A 17,084-nucleotide genomic window follows, 5' to 3' on the forward strand; every position below is an offset into this window, starting at 1 on the left:
TTGTGTGAGTAGTGAAGTACTACATTATGAAGATGTCACATTTCGTCGCGATGGTCGAGAAATTCTAAAAGGCGTAGATTGGCACGTGGAAGAAGGGGAAAACTGGGCTCTATTAGGCCTCAATGGGGCTGGTAAATCGACGATGCTCAGTATGATTCCAGCCTATCAAATCCCGACGACCGGTCTATTACGTGTATTTGGCCATGAGTTTGGCAAATATGCATGGGTTAAGATTAAAAATCGCTTAGGCTTTGTAAGCGCCACATTGGGCCAATTTCAATCTACCTTAGATCGCCAATTGGTAGAAAATGTCGTTATTTCTGGTGCTTTCAACACTATCGGCGTCTATAAGGACGTCTCTGAAGACCAGCGAAAAAAAGCGATAGACCTAATGGAAGAATTTAAAATCTCCTATTTGGAAGGCCATAAATTCTCCACCTTATCCGTTGGCGAACAACGCCGTGTACTATTGGCTCGTGCCATCATGGCAGATCCTGATTTGTTGATCTTAGATGAACCTTGCTCTGGTCTTGATTTGCCGGCTCGTGAGCAATTCTTAAGAACCGTGGAAAATATGGCTCGTGATGAGAAGAAGCCTTTTATCTATGTATCTCATCAAATCGAAGAAATTATGCCTAGCATTACACATGTAGCAATTATTAAAGATGGTCTCATCGTGTATAAAGGCAAAAAACAGGACATCTTAACCGACGATATATTGACCGATGTTTTCGGTATTGATGTATCTGTTGTTTGGGAAAAAGATCGCCCTTGGGTTATCGTTAAATAAGGTATGAAAATTTCAGAATTCATATTTTTTTAATACAAAGAGGGTACAAATTTAGTTATGAATTAGTCTATTTGACTATTCGATAAATTACGATATACGCTACAAACCTTGCAATTATTTGCAAGATTGTGTACAGTATATATATTAAATATTCTATTGAATATAAATTGGAGGTTGTCTAACATGGCAGGTAAAATTTTAGGTACAACAGTTTACTATGATGAAGATTGCAATTTAAGTAAATTGGAAGGCAAAAAAATTACAGTTTTAGGTTACGGTTCCCAAGGTCATGCTCATGCATTGAACTTGAAAGAAAACGGTTTTGACGTAACTATTGGTCTTCGCGCTGGTTCCAAAAGCTGGGCAGTAGCTGAAGAAGCAGGTCTTCCTGTAAAAGAAACTGCAGAAGCAGTTAAAGGCGCTGATATCGTTATGGTATTGATTCCAGACGAATTACAAGCAGACGTTTATGCAAAAGATATCGCTCCTAACTTGAAACAAGGTGCATACTTAGCATTCGCTCACGGCTTCAACATTCACTTCGGTAAAATCGTTCCTCGCGAAGATATCAACGTATTCATGGTAGCACCTAAAGGTCCTGGCCACTTAGTACGTCGTACATACCAAGAAGGCTCCGGCGTTCCTTGCTTGTACGCAGTAGAAAAAGACCCATCTGGCGATACTGAAGAAGTAGCATTAGCTTGGACCTCTGGTATCGGTGGTGGCCGTGCAGGTATCTTGGAAACTAACTTCAAATCCGAAACAGAAACTGACTTGTTCGGTGAACAAGCTGTATTGTGCGGTGGTTTGACTGCATTGATTCAAACTGGTTTCGAAGTATTAACAGAAGCTGGTTATGAACCTGTAAACGCTTACTTCGAATGCTTGCATGAAATGAAATTGATCGTAGACCTTATCTACGAAGGTGGTTTCCAAAAAATGCGTAACTCCATTTCTAACACAGCAGAATATGGTGATTACTATGCAGGCCCTCGCGTAATTACTCCAGAAACTAAAGAAGCTATGAAACAAATCTTGGCTGACATTCAATCTGGTAAATTCGCTGATGAATTCTTGGCTGATTCCAAAAATGGTCAAAAATTCCTTAAAGAACATCGCGAAGCAGCAGCTGTTCATCCAATCGAACCAGTTGGTGCAGAACTTCGCAACTTGATGAGCTGGTTGAAATAAGAGATTGCATTAGTAATTTCTTGATAAGCATAGGCTTACTGAAAGCGACCCCATTTGGGGTCGCTTTTTTATTGAGTAATACAAGTACGTATGATATAGTTAACGTAGAGTCAATGTAGTATATTTTGGTATAAGGAGAGATACTATGAGTTCTACAACTATTATTATCATCGTGGCGGTTGCAGTCATTTGGGCCATTTTGTTTGCCGTATTTATGAAGTTCAATAAAAAACGACAAGCCGGTGAACAACAATTTGTACAAGAGAATACTAATAAAGCGATTCTTCATATTTATGGTAAATCTGTAAAGGTTGATGGTAAGGACCTTTCTGCTATTGATCATAAAACTGGTCAATATGGTCAAGTCATTGTGGCATTAACACCAGGAGAACATACCATTGAATCCGTATATTACACGACGGATAATGTGGGTACTAAAACAAAGAATGTTGAAACACAGCCTGTTACCATCACAATTCCAGTACAAGCAGGTAATGAATATAATGCGGCTATGTATTTCTATTCCGCAGAACAACGTAATGCGTATTATAAAGGTGACGTTGACGATGCCGTTTTAGAAGTTGAACTAGAATTAGAATCTGGTTTTACAGCGAATACTCATGCTTATATCATCGTGTACCGTGAATGTAAATAAATTAGTATAGTAACTGTTTAATAGAGCTATCATTGTGGTAGCTCTATTTTTTATAAATCGTTGGTGGTTATTATCATATTTATTTGTGATATAATAAAAAGATATATGAAAGGAGCATAATTATGGACTTCTATACCGTTTCCTATGTGGAAAGCCAAATCGCATCTGGTCATACATTAGGGTTCGTTATCTTTGTAGTTGTTTTATTAGCCCTTCTCGGAATAGGCATTCAAGTTTTGCGTAATGGTTTTACAAGCCGTTACCGTGATTTAACTGTTATATTATCCTTAATTATTGTATTTTTCTTAGGCTTAGAATATCAAGAATATGGTCGTATGAAGAATTACTCTGAAGATTCTTCTAGAATGGCTCAATTCTTGCATTCCTTTAGTGCAGACCGTGGTGTTGATGAAGGTCAATTAGCTGTTAATTCCTTAAAGGTACGTAATGGTATGATCTTAAAGGTTAGCGATGCATATTATGAGGTGCAATTTAACCCTGAATTTACTACCTATACAATCACTCGTGTGTATACAGTAAGCCCTACAGATCGAATTCATGATAAAGCGGATGTATTACCATAAGGAGGACCACATATGACAGAAGCTATGGCCGTCTATGGGATGGTCTTTGCCAAACTCGCCATAGGTCTCTTGGCGATTATTTTACAAATTAACTTAATGGGTAAAGGTAATTTGGCGCCCACCTCAGCCTTAGATCAATTACAAAATTATGTACTCGGTGGCATTATCGGTGCCATCATCTATAATGATGCGATTGGTATATTACAGTTTATGCTAGTCCTTATTTTATGGACTATCCTTGTAATGACTCTTAAGTTTTTAAAAGGTAATCTGCGTTTCTTTAAAACAATTCTAGATGGTCATCCGGTAATTGTTATTGAAAAAGGGCATATTTTAACTGAGGAATGTATGCGTTATGGCATTCAATCGGCTGAGTTAAAACTAAAACTTCGCACAGCTGGTGTTCAATATGTAGCAGATGTTAAGCGCGCCGTATTAGAGCAAAATGGTCAGCTTAGTGTTGTTCAGTTCGGTGAAGAAAATATTCGTTTTGATTTGATCAATGATGGTCAAATTAATCAATTTACTCTTGATGTAATTGAAAAAGATAAAGAATGGCTAGAACAAGAGGTACAGGCACAAGGGTATTCTATTAAGGATATCTACATTGCGGAATACAGAGATGGTAAAGTCGTATTGTATCCGTATGAGAAAAAACATCGGCCTCAATTGGTAAAAACAATTAAAACAAAGACTACTCATACAAAGGATATAATAAAATCTAAAATATAATCTCTTGAATTATATATAGAGAGCGTTGTTAAGCCCACTTTTCGTAGTGGGCTTATATAGAAAGGAAATTAGTGAACCGTAAAGATTTAATTGATCGATTACAAGAACTTTATAAAGATGAAGATAGCCGCGTAACTATTAATCCTCATGCGGAGCAAAAGGTTGCCATCGTCTATCCGAATACCTATTTCGTGGGCATGAGTAATTTAGGCCTTCACATTATCTATGAGGAAATCAATTTGCATCCATCTAGTGTATGCGAGCGTATCTTTTTGCCTGAAAAAAAGGAACTAGATGCCTACGACAAGACTAAAACTCCGCTTATGAGTGTTGAAATGCAACGGCCTATGCATCAGTTTGATGTAGTGGCCTTTGATGTGACCTTTGAAATGGACTATTTTCACATCCCATTAATGCTACGATATGGGCGTGTGCCTGTTATGAGCGAAGATCGAACTGGCTTTGATCCTATCGTCATTGCCGGAGGACCTTGTGCGACATTTAATCCTGAGCCCTTTGCGGATTTTATCGATGCTTTCATCATCGGTGAAGGGGAGGGCATCGTTACTGCTGTGTTAGAACGGATTCGCAAGGGTCGTGAGAATGGTGAAAGCCGAGAAGAAACGATTGCTGCACTAGCTCAAATTGATGGTGTATATGTACCTGTTTTATATACCCCTCAATATGATGATAATGACCGCTTCCTTGGCTATGATATAGCAGAGGGTGCGCCTAAAATTATACGACGCCATTTTGAGCCTCTAACGAGTGGAGGTGAAACGGTAATTGCTACGAATTTCACCGAGTTTGGTGCCATGTATATTATCGAGGTAGCTCGAGGCTGTGGCCGTCATTGTCGATTCTGTATGGCTGGGTATTGTTTCCGCGTACCGCGTGTACGACCACTAGATATCTTGAAAGAAGGCGTCGATAGAGCAGAAAAGTTAGGGAAAAAGGTAGGTCTTATGGGGGCGGCCATTTCCGATTATCCAGAGGTTGATGAGCTCGTAACCTATATTCGCTCTAAGGATATGCGCTATTCCTGTGCGTCCTTGCGCGCCGATTCCTTGACGCAAGCCGTTGTCGATGGATTGGCTGAAAGTGGACAAAAGACAATTACTATTGCACCTGAGACGGGGAGTGAACGCTTGCGCCGCGTCATAAACAAGGGGATTAGTGAAGAAAATCTTCGCACCGCTGCTCAGTTATCCGCTAAGTCTGGTATTCAACATATGAGGCTATATATTATGATTGGCCTTCCCACAGAAACGGATGAAGATATAGATGCCATTATTGGGCTAGCTGAACGTACACAAGCTCACATGGCTGAGGTGGGCTGTAAAGGTCGCTTAACACTTAGCATTAATCCCTTTATACCAAAGCCATTTACACCATTCCAGTGGATGGCTATGGATCATCAAAAGAGTGTAGAAAAGAAATTACAATATATTAAGAAATCATTGCAAAAAAATCGTCGCATCGAGGTACTCGTTGAGTCTCCTAAAGAAGCATATATCCAAGGTGTACTCGCTCGGGGGGATCGCCGCTTAGGCAAGGTACTCGCTGCATGTGCTCTAGATAGAGGTAGCAAATCCTTTAAATCTGAAATGAAGCGAGCTGGCCTCGACATGGATGACTGTAATTATCGGGAACGCAAGTTTGAGGATTATTTGCCTTGGTCTCATTTGGATATGGGCCTAAGAAATGGTTATTTAGAACAAGAATGGCAACGGGCAGTTGATGAAGCGTATACACCGCCTTGCATGGAAGGGTGTAAGCGCTGTGGCGTGTGTAAGTGATTCGAGAAATAAATAGTAGAGGAACAGTCGTATGGATATTACTGTTGTAAATGTAAATACAAATGATGATCGTAAATGGTCTTTTGAAATGCCTAACTGGGTCAATCAATTTCCTCTGGTTATGGGGGATACATATCGTCATGGCGGTGTATCTAAGAAGCCATGTGAATCTCTAAATTTAGCTACTCACATAGGAGATTCATTACAAGATGTATTAGATAACCGCAGCATTGTGGCTGATTATTTAGGTGAATCGCCAGACCGCATTACCTGCGGCAATCAAGTGCATGGCCTTAATGCAGTACGCATTACAGAAGATTTAATCGGTGCTGGCGCCATGAGTTCTGATACAGCCATTCCAGATTGTGATGCTGTATATACGGATATACCCAATATTCCATTATTCTTATTTACTGCCGATTGCGTACCAGTAGGCATTTACGATCCTGTGCATCATGTGGTGGCTACCGTTCATGCAGGTTGGCGCGGTGCTATAGGCCATCTACCGATTATCACCATAGAGGCGATGCAACGAGATTTTGGTACGCGCTTTGAAGACTGCTATGTATATTTAGGCCCTAGCATTGGACCTAAATCCTTTGAGGTTAATCAAGAACTGGCAGATACTTTCACAGACGAGTGGAAGAAAATAACTGATGCCAATAGTGATGAATTGGTCCGATATATCGTTAGAGATGGTGCGTCGAAATCGACACCACATGTTGATTTGTGGCGATTTATCGAAGAAGATTTATTGCAACGAGGTGTTCCAAAGGACCAAATCTGTATTGGTGGTACCGATAGTATGACCGATGAGAATTGTTTTTCCTATCGTCGTGAACATGGCAAAACAGGGCGTATGGCATTATTCGGCATGCTTGAAAAACGGTAAAGATATACATTATTGGTTAAATATTATATAATATAAGTCTATAGGATATTTATTTATACGTTACTATATGGGAGGATCATATGATTGAAGAATCCCTTCATAAAATCCAACAACGCATGGCTGATGCAATGGCTAGCGTAGGGCGCACGGATACGGCGTTACTTGTTGCGGTTACAAAGAATCATCCTGTAACGGCTGTAGAGGAAGTGGCTCGCCTTGGATGCACTCATGTAGGCGAAAATCGCGTGCAAGAGGCAAAAGAAAAACAAATGCTTTATACAGGACCTAAATTGGTATGGCATTTAATTGGCCATTTACAAGTCAATAAGGTTCGCCAAGCGGTACCGATGTTTGATTTGATTCATTCTGTAGATAGTAAGAAACTATTAGATGAAATCGAAAAGGTTGCTGCTAAGCATGATAAGGTACAAGATATATTGTTACAAGTCAATGTAGCTCGCGAAGCGAGTAAGTCTGGTATGTCCGTAGAGGATTTTCCTGACATACGAGACTATGCGAAGACCTTACCGCATGTACGCGTTAAAGGGTTGATGTGCATGGCTCCGTTTTTCGAAAATCCGGAGGATGCAAGACCTATCTTTAGAGTGGCACATGCTTTGTATGAAGATATGAAAGGGTATTTCCCTGATGGGGATATACAATATTTGTCGATGGGGATGACACATGACTTTGAAATAGCCTTACAAGAAGGGGCTAACATCGTGCGTGTAGGCACTGCCATCTTTGGGGAACGTGTATATAACTAATTGGGAATATAACAGTGTGAGTATATTAGGAGGATTACCATGTCTATGGGAGAACAATGGCAAAAAATCAAAAATTTTATCGGCATTAATAATGATGACCGTTATGATTATGATGATGAGTATGAATATGAAGATGATGAGGACTATGCAGAGGACGTGCCACCAGTAGCACCAACAGCAGCTGCATCTGAGTTCCATCCACGTAAGGTAGGAGGCACATCCACTATGACACAACGTCCAACAGCCATGAAAGTAGTTGTTATCGAACCTAAGGTTTTTGAAGATTCTGAAAGTATCACTCATCAATTGCGTGACATGCGCCCTGTATTGATTAACTTTGAAAATACAGATCCTCACGAAGCAGCTCGCATCGTTGACTTTGTATCTGGTGCAACATTTGCATTAGATGGCAAATTGGAAAAGGTAGGTAAAGATATTTTCATGTGCGTACCTGTAAATGTATCCATTGATTATAATAATGAATCTGAAAGTGGAACAACTGAGCAACAAGAATTTAACTGGCAAAATAAATAATCCGGTATAGAAAAAGTGGTGATACTATGTTGGGAAAAACAGTATGTATAGGCGCAGGATCCATGGGTGGTGCCCTTTTACGAGGCGCACTTTCACAAGGTATATTACGTAGAGATGATGTATCAATCGTAGTGCGTCGCCCTGAACATCGCGACGAATTAGTTGACGAATTGGGCGTTACAGGTTTTGTAGAATTACCTGATATGTCGCAGTTTGACACGATTATCTTAGCTGTTAAACCACAGGTATTACCATCCGTATTGAGCCAATTAACGTCTGTGAAAGCGGGTGCTACGGTTATATCTGTGGCAGCTGGCGTAACATTAGATACCTTGCGCAAAGCATTACCAACCGCGGTGTTGTACCGTGCCATGCCGAATACTCCAGCATCTATTGGATGTGGTATGACTGCGTTGACTGCGGATAATGGAGCTGATACAATTCACGTGGAGGCTTTATTTAATGCGGTTGGTGAAGTAGCCGTTGTCAGTGAAGCCGACCTAGATCGATTAGGCGCTTTGTCTGGTGCTGGCCCAGGATATATGTTTGTCATTTTAGATGCCTTGGCTGATGCGGGAGTCCGCATTGGATTACCTCGTCAATTGGCGATTAAGGCGGCTGCCCAAACGATGTATGGGGCTGGTAAAATGGCATTAGAATCCAGCACACATCCTGCTATATTGCGCGATCAAGTGACTAGCCCTGGCGGCACTACGATTGCTGGCATTGGAGCTATGGAAAAAGGTGGCTTGCGCAGTGCCCTACAAGATGGGGTTGTTGCTTGTTTAGCTCGTTCCAATGAATTGGGGAAATAATGGCTGATACTAGTAAATTAATTAGATATTTTGAAGCAAGCGGTAGCGGTGAAGAAGCGCGCCGTATGCTTGATTTAGCTGAACAAGTGGTAAAGGGAAAACCGTATCGCGTTTGTGACTTTACAAGTCCTGCAGGACTTGTTATCGCTGATGCAATTAAGGCGGCTTATCCTGAATTACTCGTTCAATCCTATGGCGGCTATGAAGGGGCGGAGCGTATTCGTATCGCCTTTGTAGATAGTCATTTTCAAGGTACAGTAGATATGGGTATCGTTCCCTTGAAGGTATCTTGGGATCCACGATTTAGATTGTTAAATCATCGTGATGTGCTTGGTTCTTTAATGGGACTTGGCATTGATCGCTCGAAATTTGGCGATATTATCATGGGTCAAGGGGGCGCACAAATTCTCGTAGATAGCGCTGTAGCAGATTTTGTAGTGCAAAATTTTACAAAGATTGCTATGGTTGCCGTATCTGTAACTCCGATGGAGTTAGATGAGATAGCACCAAAAGAAGAAAAGATTAAAGAAGTGCGTACTACCGTTGCATCACTTCGATTGGATGCGGTAGCAAGCTCTGGCTTTAGCGTATCCCGTACCAAATTGGTGAGTGCTGTAAATGCCGGTTTATTGCAAGTAAATTGGCAACCTGCAAAGGGGCCATCCCAAGAGGTCAAAGAAGGGGACATCATCTCTATGCGTGGTCGTGGCCGAATGAAGGTAGAGGCTATTACGGGCACATCCCGTAAGGGACGTATCGGCGTTTACCTTAAACGATTTATGTAAGCAAATAAGCAATCGGCTTGATTCATCAAGCCGATTTTTTATACCGCTTATGTATATCTATAGTTCCATATGTAGGTATACATAAGCGGTATCATCAATTATGCGAGGTTCATTATGATATCTCTAACATTACAAACTACAGCGAGTGATACCATTTTATTTGTAGGTGGTGGCGCCGTGGCTGAACGACGTCTAGCATTATGCTTAGACGAGCCCTGTCAATGCATTGTCATTAGCCCTGTTATAACAGATCAGATGAAAGCTTGGCATGAGGATAACAGATTTATTTGGCACAATACAGTGTTTAGCGATGACCATATAGACATTGTAAAACAATGTAAATTATTGTTTATCTGTACAGATAATAAAGCTGTTAATGATTATATCGAAGCTATAGCACGCAATAATGGCATACTAGTCAATCGTGCCGATAATGCTACAGCTTGTGATTTCACAGTACCATCAACAATCGATATGGGTGATTTGCATGTTGCGATTAGTGCTAATAATGGGGGACCACGTATTAATCGTCTTGTGAAACAAGATATGATGAATCGTTATAATATATTGCAAATTGCCATACCGAGACTTAAAATTATGAGGGAAGAGGTAAAGTTACTGATCCCTAGCGTAGAGGAGCGTAGCCGTTTTTGGCGTACTCATTTAAGCGAAACTGAATTTCAGGCTATTCTTAAGGGACAATGGCCTTTGATAGAGGAGAAACTACACCATGCAATTAGTGGTATTAGGACTAAATCATAGAAGTGCTGCCGTTGAGGTGCGTGAACGTTTCTCGTTTGAAAAAAACGAGGTAGAAAGCGCCTTAAATCGACTCTATGAATACGAAAAAATTTCAGAATGCGTCATTCTATCGACTTGCAATCGTACGGAAATTTATGCCGTATTAGAAGATGTACAATCTCCTAAAGCGTATATGCTCGATGTATTAAAGCATTTAAAACATGCCGATACAATTGATGAATCCGCATTTTTCTTCTATGAAGAGAAAGCGTGTATAGAACATCTATTCCGCGTATCTGCTAGCCTTGACTCCCTAGTATTGGGGGAAGGTCAAATCCTTAGTCAATTGAAAGGTGCCTATATTGCGGCCTATAGTGCAGGCTTTACGGGAACCGTATTTAATATCTTGTTCCAACGCGCTATTGGTGTTGGTAAAAAGGTTCGGACCAATACAGGCATTGCGAATACACCTGTGTCTGTTAGTTACACGGCGGTTAACTTGGCGGAAGATAGCCTAGATAAACCACTTTCAGAAGCAACAGTCCTCATCTTAGGGGCTGGTACCATGAGTGAGTTAACAGCTACACATCTTCAAGCAAAGGGCGTAAAAACCATATTCGTATCAAATCGAACTTTTACCAAAGCGGAAGCCTTGGCGAAGAAATTTAATGGGCAAGCCATTAAATTAGATCACTATGTGGAACAAGCGGAACATGCGGATATCATCATTACATCGACGGGGGCACCGCATTATATTATTGGTGAAAAAGAGGCCAAACGGATTGCCGCATTGCGTCATGGACGTCCCATCGTGATGATTGATATTGCGGTACCACGTGATATCGATCCAGTCGTCGCGGATATCGAAGGTGTGTACCTATTCAATATCGATGCTCTAGAAAGCGTTGTAGAAGAGAATAAACAACAACGCGAGGAAGAGGCGAAACGGGCTGAACCGATTATTCACGAAGCCATCGATGAAGTGTTAGAAAAGTTTAGTTATTTATCCGTACGTCCTATGATGGCATTATTGACGGATAAGGCTGACCGTATTCGTCGCCGTGAATTACATCGAGCGCTGGCTAAATTGCCGGATATTTCCGATAAAGAGCGTCGCATCATTGATTCTATGAGTCGTATGATCGTTAGAAAAATGCTAAGAGAACCGATGATTCATTTCAATGAAATCGCCGGTACACAAGAAGAAGGTTTATATTGGGATTTATTCAAAGATATGTTTAATCTCGAGAAAGAAGGCTCGTAGTATGAGGAACCACATTAGAATTGGAACTCGAAAGAGTGCTCTTGCCTTATGGCAGTCAGAATATGTAAAAAGTGAATTGCAACGCTTATACCCAGGGGTTACCGTAGAATTAGTTCACTTTAACACAAAAGGGGACCGCATTTTGAATAAACCCCTTGCCGAAGTAGGTGGCAAAGGTTTATTCACTGCTGAATTAGAGGCGGCTATGCATGCTGGTGATATTGATATCGCCGTTCATAGTTTAAAGGATATGCCTACAGAATTGCCAGATGGCCTTACATTAGGTGCTATTTCCAAACGGGAAGTACCATTCGATGCTTTGGTTAGTCCTAAATATAAAACATTGGACCAATTACCAGAAGGAGCGCGTATTGGCACCAGTAGTTTACGTCGTCAAGCCCAACTATTGCATCGCCGTCCAGACCTACAAATCGAAGTCATCCGCGGCAATGTGCAAACCCGTCTTGGCAAGATTGAAACGGAAGGCCTCGATGGCGTCGTATTGGCACAAGCAGGCCTTAAACGGCTCGGTTTAGATGATAGAATCACACAAGTCTTTACAGCGGATGAAATGATTCCTGCTGTGGGGCAAGGTGCTTTGGCTATTGAATGTCGCAGTGACGATACTGAGATGTTAGAAATACTTTCAAAAATCGACGACGAACCAACACGCCTTGCCGTAGAAGGGGAACGTAGTTTCTTGAATCAACTCAATGGTGGCTGCCAAGTGCCGATGGGCGTATATGGAACTGTTGAAAAAGGACAGCTTAATTTGAAAGCGCTCATTGCGTCCTTGGATGGTAAAACTGTATATGAAGGAGAATTGTCTGGACCTGCTAAGAAAGGGGTTATGTTAGGCAAAAACCTTGCGAAAGCCTTATATGAAGAAGGGGGCAAACACATTGTGGAAGCCCTTGTTAAGGAGGGAATCATAAAATGACAGGTTTAGTATATTTGATTGGCGCAGGCCCTGGAGACTCTAAATTAATCACCGTAAAAGGTAAGGAATGCATCGAACGTGCAGACGTTATTGTATATGATTATTTAGCAGATGCTCATCTATTAGAATGGGCTAGACCTGATGCAGAATTGATTTATGCAGGGAAACAATGCAAAGACCATACCATGCACCAATGGGAAATCAACGAACTATTGGTAAAAAAGGGAAAAGAAGGCAAAATCGTAGCCCGCTTAAAGGGTGGGGATCCACTCGTATTTGGTCGCGGAGGGGAAGAAGCAATGGCCCTTCGTGAGGCCGGTGTTCCTTTTGAATTTGTACCTGGTGTTACATCGCCTATCGCAGCGCCTGCCTATGCTGGTATTCCTGTAACACAACGCGCTATGGCTACATCCTTTGCGGTTGTTACTGGTCATGAAGACCCAACAAAAGCGGTGTCTGGCATCCATTGGGAAGGTCTTGCCACAGCAGTGGATACACTTTGCTTTGTCATGGGCGTAGGCAATTTACCTACGATTGCAGAAAAATTGATGGCTCATGGCCGTCCTGCTAATACACCAGTGGCGCTCATTCGCTGGGGTACTAAACCTGTTCAAGAGGTGCTTGTTTCCACACTAGAACATGTTGTAGAAGACGTGGAAAAGGCACAACTAAAAGCGCCAGCCATCATCGTCGTAGGCGATGTTGTAAACTTGCGTGAACAATTGCAATGGTTCGATAACAAGCCATTATTCGGCAAAACGATTGTGGTTACTCGTGCTCGCTCTCAAGCTAGTAAATTCCGTGATATGCTCATGAATCAAGGAGCCAATGTTATCCAAGCAGCAGCTATTAAAACAGAGCCTGTAGAATTATTTGATGAAGATAAACGTTTATTACATGGCGTAGATCGCTATTCTTGTGTCGTATTCACATCCGCTGAAGGGGTACGCTACTTCTTTGATGCATTGTACGGAGAAGGTAAGGATGCACGCTCTTTAGGCTATGCTAAGGTATGTGCTATCGGCAGTGCCACAGCTAAGGCGTTGACTAACTATGGCATTACGCCGGATATTATCCCTGTAGATTATAAGGCTGAATCCGTTGTTGATGCATTGAAACAGCATGTTAAACCTAGACATACAGTGCTATTAATTCAACCTAAGAAGGCTCGTGAAGTAATTCCTCGTGAATTGCGTCACTTAGATATCGACGTAGATATCTTGCGCTTGTATGAAACGCAACAAGATACATCTCAACAAGAGGCATTAGTAGATGCATTGCAACATGGTCATGTTGACTATATTACATTTACTAGCTCCTCTACAGTTACCAATACGTTAGATTTATTGGGTGAGGATGCACTTTCACTATTAGAACATACAAAAATTGCATGTATCGGACCTATTACGGCCGCTACTGCTATGAGTGCAGGTTTAAAGGTAGATATCATTAGTCCTGTATATACGACAGAAGGTCTTGTAGACACAATCGTGAAAGACTGCGCTAACTAATATACTGTCATTATTAAACGGAAGAAGGAAATTTACTATGTACGATTTAACCTATCGTCCTCGCCGTTTGCGCACTTCTCCAGAAATGCGTGATTTAGTACGAGAAACAACATTAGATACAACTGATTTGATATATCCATTATTCATCGTTCCTGGTGAAGGCATAAAAAAAGAGATCGACACATTGCCAGGACAATACCATTTATCTGTAGACGAAGCGGTAAAGGTGGCGCAAGAGGCTTATGACCTCGGCATTCGTGGTGTAGAAATCTTTGGCATCCCTACCTATAAGGATGAACAAGGTTCTTCCGCATGGGATATGGAGCAACCGGTACAACAAGCGATTAAAGCCATCCGTGAAGCGGTGCCAAATCTCTTGGTTATTGCGGACGTATGCTTATGCCAATATACCTCTACAGGTCACTGCGGCATGATTGATCACCATGAAATCTTGAATGATGAAACATTGCCTCTATTGTGCAAGGTTGCGGTTAGCCAAGCGCAAGCCGGTGCTCATATGGTGGCGCCATCAGATATGATGGATGGCCGTGTAGGTGCTATTCGTGAAGCTCTTGATGAAGCTGGTTTCACCAATGTATCCATTATGAGCTATGCTGCAAAATATGCATCTGCCTACTATGGTCCATTCCGTGGCGCGGTTAATTCGGCTCCACAATTTGGGGACCGTAAATCCTATCAAATGGATCCGGCTAATCGCTTAGAAGCAATGCGTGAAATCGAACTCGATATCGCCGAAGGTACGGATATTATCATGATTAAACCAGCATTATGCTATTTAGATATCGTTCGCGAAGCACGTGACCGTTATGAATTACCATTGGCTGTCTACAATGTATCCGGCGAATATGCGATGGTTAAAACGGCTGCAGCTGCTGGTCTCATCGATGAACAACGCCTTGTTATGGAAACGATGCTCTCCATGAAACGAGCTGGTGCTAAGATTATCATTACATACCATGCCCTTGATGTGGCACGTTGGCTTAAACAATAAGGAGTGACTATGTTACAACTAGGTAAATCAGAAAAAGCGTTTGACGAAGCGAAACGATATATGCCGGGTGGCGTTAATAGCCCTGTTCGCTCCTATCGCAGCGTAGGCTCAAATCCTCCATTTATTAGCTCCGCTAGTGGCAGCCGTATCTATGATATCGATAACAACGAATACATCGACTATGTGTTGAGCTGGGGCCCTATGATTTTGGGCCATGCGAACCCTGAGGTCGTAGCTAGTTTGCAAGAGGCCATTCCTCGTGGTACAAGCTATGGTGCGCCTACACTGTTAGAAACGGAATTGGCTAAGAAAATCCAAGCCTTCATGCCATCTATGGAAATGGTCCGTCTCGTTAACTCTGGTACAGAGGCGACCATGAGCGCATTACGCGTAGCTCGTGGGTATACGGGCCGCGATCGTATCGTTAAATTTGTTGGCTGTTACCATGGTCATAGTGATTCCCTATTGGTGAAAGCCGGCTCTGGCCTCGCTACATTTGGCGTACCAGATAGCCCAGGCGTACCAAAGGGCGTCGCAGAAAATACCATCACATTGCCTTACAATGACATTGATGCGGTTAAACAATTATTCGATGAAATGGGCGATACTATTGCTTGTATTATCGTAGAACCTGTTGCAGGCAATATGGGCTGTGTGCCACCAGTAGAAGGATTTCTTGAAACCTTGCGCGATGTAACAAAGGCGCATGGTGCCCTATTAATCTTTGACGAAGTTATGTGTGGATTCCGTGCTAGCAGCGGTGGTGCACAAAAACTATACAATATTAAGCCCGATTTGACTTGCCTTGGTAAAATCGTTGGCGGTGGTATGCCTCTCGCTGTATTTGGCGGTTCTAGCAAAATCATGAGCGAAGTAGCACCATCCGGCCCTATTTACCAAGCCGGTACTTTGAGTGGTAATCCTGTGGCTGTAACAGCAGGCCTTGCTACATTGTCTATGTTGCAACGAGATCCAACCATCTTTAAACAAGTGGAAGATAGCACAAAAGCATTGTGTAATGGCCTTGAAGAATTGGCTAAGAAATACAATGTGCCAGCTGTGGTGCAACGTGTGGGTTCTATGTTTACCTTGTTCTTTACAGATAAACCGGTTCACAATTTTGATGGCGCTAGTGCATGCAATGCGGACCATTTCAAGACATTCTTCCATCATAACTTGAGCCATGGTATTTACTATGCGCCAAGTCCATTTGAAAGCAACTTCGTATCCATGTGTCATAAGGGCGCAGAAATCGATAAAACATTGGCTGTCGCAGAAGAAGCTTTCAAAATTATCAGTGAAACAATGTAATACTATTAGATAGAATCGATATAGGTGATGAACATGCAATTTTACAAGAACTTAAAACGGGCTCGTGTACGCATGGGAAAGAGCCAAATCGAAGTCGCCAAGGCGGTAGGCATTAGTAATGCAGCATTGTCCAATTACGAGACTGGCTATAGAGAACCAGACCTCGATACACTGTGCGCGTTGGCTCGTTACTATGAGCTGACCTTAGATGAACTCGTGAATGTTAATAATGAACAGCAAGAACGCATTTATGACATTAGCACCGTTGTGAAGGATACACATATTAAGTTCAAAGGGGACTTGTATGAATTAAAAGCATCGCAAAAGAAGGTTCTCTTGCGAGAACTGGATACAGTGTTTGAAAAATTTCAACGATCTCGTATAACATCTATCAAAGAAGGTACCTCACATCGCCATCCTCATATCAATCGGGGAGGACTGTTGGGGGCAAACCTTGCGGTGAGTCGCGGGAAAAAATGATAAGATAATATTGACAGCCATGCGGATATACCCTATACTGAACTTGTGAACATTATAGTGTGTCTTTAGCTAGACTTTGGACGTACTCATAACTGTTTACACCATAAAACAATAATAAAAGGAGCCTAGATGGTCGTTTATAGATTTGCTATGAACGTCATCTAGGCTCTTTTTTGTGAAAGTCGTTAACATAGGCTTATAGGACAAAAAGTGTGTGTGAAAACATCAATTAACCCTTGTAATTACTGGCTAAAATGAGGTTATATCTTCCTATATATAAA

18 protein-coding genes are annotated in these 17,084 nt (G+C 41.8%); all 18 read left to right on the plus strand.

Going from position 1 to position 17,084, the window contains the following annotated elements; translation table 11 throughout:
* Positions 1 to 4 precede the first annotated feature (4 nt).
* The 18 genes from HMPREF1504_RS00260 to HMPREF1504_RS00345 all read left to right on the plus strand — a co-directional run bounded on the left by HMPREF1504_RS00260 (position 5) and on the right by HMPREF1504_RS00345 (position 16,803).
* The gene (locus HMPREF1504_RS00260; RefSeq protein WP_038122523.1) at positions 5 to 790 is read left to right on the plus strand and encodes an ABC transporter ATP-binding protein; all 786 of its coding nucleotides are present in this window, start codon (positions 5 to 7) and stop codon (positions 788 to 790) included.
* A 183-nt stretch (positions 791 to 973) separates the two neighbouring features.
* The gene (gene ilvC, locus HMPREF1504_RS00265; RefSeq protein ID WP_005375687.1) at positions 974 to 1,981 is read left to right on the plus strand and encodes a ketol-acid reductoisomerase; all 1,008 of its coding nucleotides are present in this window, start codon (positions 974 to 976) and stop codon (positions 1,979 to 1,981) included.
* A 145-nt stretch (positions 1,982 to 2,126) separates the two neighbouring features.
* Positions 2,127 to 2,636 (plus strand): hypothetical protein, encoded by a 510-nt coding sequence (locus HMPREF1504_RS00270; protein WP_038122526.1) that lies wholly within the window; start codon positions 2,127 to 2,129, stop codon positions 2,634 to 2,636.
* 122 nt (positions 2,637 to 2,758) lie between these two features.
* Entirely contained in the window at positions 2,759 to 3,220 is a 462-nt protein-coding gene (locus tag HMPREF1504_RS00275) for a DUF3290 family protein (protein WP_009661666.1), read from the plus strand.
* 12 nt (positions 3,221 to 3,232) lie between these two features.
* Positions 3,233 to 3,952: a DUF421 domain-containing protein gene (locus HMPREF1504_RS00280; RefSeq protein WP_038122529.1), complete on the plus strand. Its 720-nt coding sequence runs from the start codon at positions 3,233 to 3,235 to the stop codon at positions 3,950 to 3,952.
* 71 nt (positions 3,953 to 4,023) lie between these two features.
* Entirely contained in the window at positions 4,024 to 5,751 is a 1,728-nt protein-coding gene (locus HMPREF1504_RS00285; RefSeq protein WP_038122531.1) for a radical SAM protein, read from the plus strand.
* 31 nt (positions 5,752 to 5,782) lie between these two features.
* Complete coding sequence (gene pgeF / locus HMPREF1504_RS00290) at positions 5,783 to 6,643, plus strand: peptidoglycan editing factor PgeF (protein WP_038122533.1); 861 nt, start codon at positions 5,783 to 5,785, stop codon at positions 6,641 to 6,643.
* An 80-nt stretch (positions 6,644 to 6,723) separates the two neighbouring features.
* The gene (locus HMPREF1504_RS00295; protein WP_005380354.1) at positions 6,724 to 7,410 is read left to right on the plus strand and encodes a YggS family pyridoxal phosphate-dependent enzyme; all 687 of its coding nucleotides are present in this window, start codon (positions 6,724 to 6,726) and stop codon (positions 7,408 to 7,410) included.
* 39 nt (positions 7,411 to 7,449) lie between these two features.
* Positions 7,450 to 7,944 (plus strand): cell division protein SepF, encoded by a 495-nt coding sequence (locus tag HMPREF1504_RS00300; protein WP_005375690.1) that lies wholly within the window; start codon positions 7,450 to 7,452, stop codon positions 7,942 to 7,944.
* A gap of 26 nt (positions 7,945 to 7,970) precedes the next feature.
* Positions 7,971 to 8,759, plus strand: a complete 789-nt coding sequence (gene proC / locus HMPREF1504_RS00305; protein WP_038122536.1) for a pyrroline-5-carboxylate reductase — start codon at positions 7,971 to 7,973, stop codon at positions 8,757 to 8,759.
* On the plus strand, positions 8,759 to 9,544 hold the full coding sequence (locus HMPREF1504_RS00310; RefSeq protein WP_005380371.1) for an RNA-binding protein: 786 nt from the start codon (positions 8,759 to 8,761) through the stop codon (positions 9,542 to 9,544). The genes proC and HMPREF1504_RS00310 overlap by 1 nt, the downstream gene beginning before the upstream one ends.
* A gap of 114 nt (positions 9,545 to 9,658) precedes the next feature.
* Entirely contained in the window at positions 9,659 to 10,306 is a 648-nt protein-coding gene (locus HMPREF1504_RS00315; RefSeq protein ID WP_038122537.1) for a bifunctional precorrin-2 dehydrogenase/sirohydrochlorin ferrochelatase, read from the plus strand.
* Entirely contained in the window at positions 10,275 to 11,549 is a 1,275-nt protein-coding gene (gene hemA, locus HMPREF1504_RS00320; protein ID WP_038122539.1) for a glutamyl-tRNA reductase, read from the plus strand. Before HMPREF1504_RS00315 ends, hemA begins: the two co-directional genes overlap by 32 nt.
* A 1-nt stretch (position 11,550) precedes the next feature.
* Positions 11,551 to 12,489, plus strand: a complete 939-nt coding sequence (hemC, locus tag HMPREF1504_RS00325; protein ID WP_005375716.1) for a hydroxymethylbilane synthase — start codon at positions 11,551 to 11,553, stop codon at positions 12,487 to 12,489.
* Positions 12,486 to 14,000: a uroporphyrinogen-III C-methyltransferase gene (gene cobA / locus HMPREF1504_RS00330; RefSeq protein ID WP_038122541.1), complete on the plus strand. Its 1,515-nt coding sequence runs from the start codon at positions 12,486 to 12,488 to the stop codon at positions 13,998 to 14,000. Before hemC ends, cobA begins: the two co-directional genes overlap by 4 nt.
* 37 nt (positions 14,001 to 14,037) lie before the next feature.
* Positions 14,038 to 15,012 carry a porphobilinogen synthase gene (hemB, locus tag HMPREF1504_RS00335; RefSeq protein ID WP_005380358.1) on the plus strand — a complete coding sequence of 325 codons (975 nt, stop codon included), beginning with the start codon at positions 14,038 to 14,040 and terminating at the stop codon, positions 15,010 to 15,012.
* Between the two features lie 9 nt (positions 15,013 to 15,021).
* Complete coding sequence (hemL, locus tag HMPREF1504_RS00340) at positions 15,022 to 16,323, plus strand: glutamate-1-semialdehyde 2,1-aminomutase (protein ID WP_038122544.1); 1,302 nt, start codon at positions 15,022 to 15,024, stop codon at positions 16,321 to 16,323.
* 33 nt (positions 16,324 to 16,356) lie between these two features.
* Positions 16,357 to 16,803 (plus strand): helix-turn-helix domain-containing protein, encoded by a 447-nt coding sequence (locus tag HMPREF1504_RS00345; protein WP_038122546.1) that lies wholly within the window; start codon positions 16,357 to 16,359, stop codon positions 16,801 to 16,803.
* The last annotated feature ends 281 nt before the right edge of the window (positions 16,804 to 17,084 follow it).

This window comes from Veillonella sp. ICM51a (assembly GCF_000524355.1).
GTDB lineage: Bacteria > Bacillota > Negativicutes > Veillonellales > Veillonellaceae > Veillonella > Veillonella atypica.

Bases quoted from the DNA above. Each gene is read 5' to 3' on its own strand.
- hemL (WP_038122544.1), top strand. From the start codon at position 15,022: ATGTTACAACTAGGTAAATCAGAAAAAGCGTTTGACGAAGCGAAACGA.
- hemC (WP_005375716.1), top strand. From the start codon at position 11,551: ATGAGGAACCACATTAGAATTGGAACTCGAAAGAGTGCTCTTGCCTTA.
- HMPREF1504_RS00310 (WP_005380371.1), top strand. From the start codon at position 8,759: ATGGCTGATACTAGTAAATTAATTAGATATTTTGAAGCAAGCGGTAGC.
- hemA (WP_038122539.1), top strand. From the start codon at position 10,275: ATGCAATTAGTGGTATTAGGACTAAATCATAGAAGTGCTGCCGTTGAG.
- HMPREF1504_RS00345 (WP_038122546.1), top strand. From the start codon at position 16,357: ATGCAATTTTACAAGAACTTAAAACGGGCTCGTGTACGCATGGGAAAG.
- HMPREF1504_RS00315 (WP_038122537.1), top strand. From the start codon at position 9,659: ATGATATCTCTAACATTACAAACTACAGCGAGTGATACCATTTTATTT.
- HMPREF1504_RS00270 (WP_038122526.1), top strand. From the start codon at position 2,127: ATGAGTTCTACAACTATTATTATCATCGTGGCGGTTGCAGTCATTTGG.
- hemB (WP_005380358.1), top strand. From the start codon at position 14,038: ATGTACGATTTAACCTATCGTCCTCGCCGTTTGCGCACTTCTCCAGAA.
- proC (WP_038122536.1), top strand. From the start codon at position 7,971: ATGTTGGGAAAAACAGTATGTATAGGCGCAGGATCCATGGGTGGTGCC.
- HMPREF1504_RS00300 (WP_005375690.1), top strand. From the start codon at position 7,450: ATGTCTATGGGAGAACAATGGCAAAAAATCAAAAATTTTATCGGCATT.
- HMPREF1504_RS00280 (WP_038122529.1), top strand. From the start codon at position 3,233: ATGACAGAAGCTATGGCCGTCTATGGGATGGTCTTTGCCAAACTCGCC.
- HMPREF1504_RS00275 (WP_009661666.1), top strand. From the start codon at position 2,759: ATGGACTTCTATACCGTTTCCTATGTGGAAAGCCAAATCGCATCTGGT.
- cobA (WP_038122541.1), top strand. From the start codon at position 12,486: ATGACAGGTTTAGTATATTTGATTGGCGCAGGCCCTGGAGACTCTAAA.
- ilvC (WP_005375687.1), top strand. From the start codon at position 974: ATGGCAGGTAAAATTTTAGGTACAACAGTTTACTATGATGAAGATTGC.
- HMPREF1504_RS00295 (WP_005380354.1), top strand. From the start codon at position 6,724: ATGATTGAAGAATCCCTTCATAAAATCCAACAACGCATGGCTGATGCA.
- pgeF (WP_038122533.1), top strand. From the start codon at position 5,783: ATGGATATTACTGTTGTAAATGTAAATACAAATGATGATCGTAAATGG.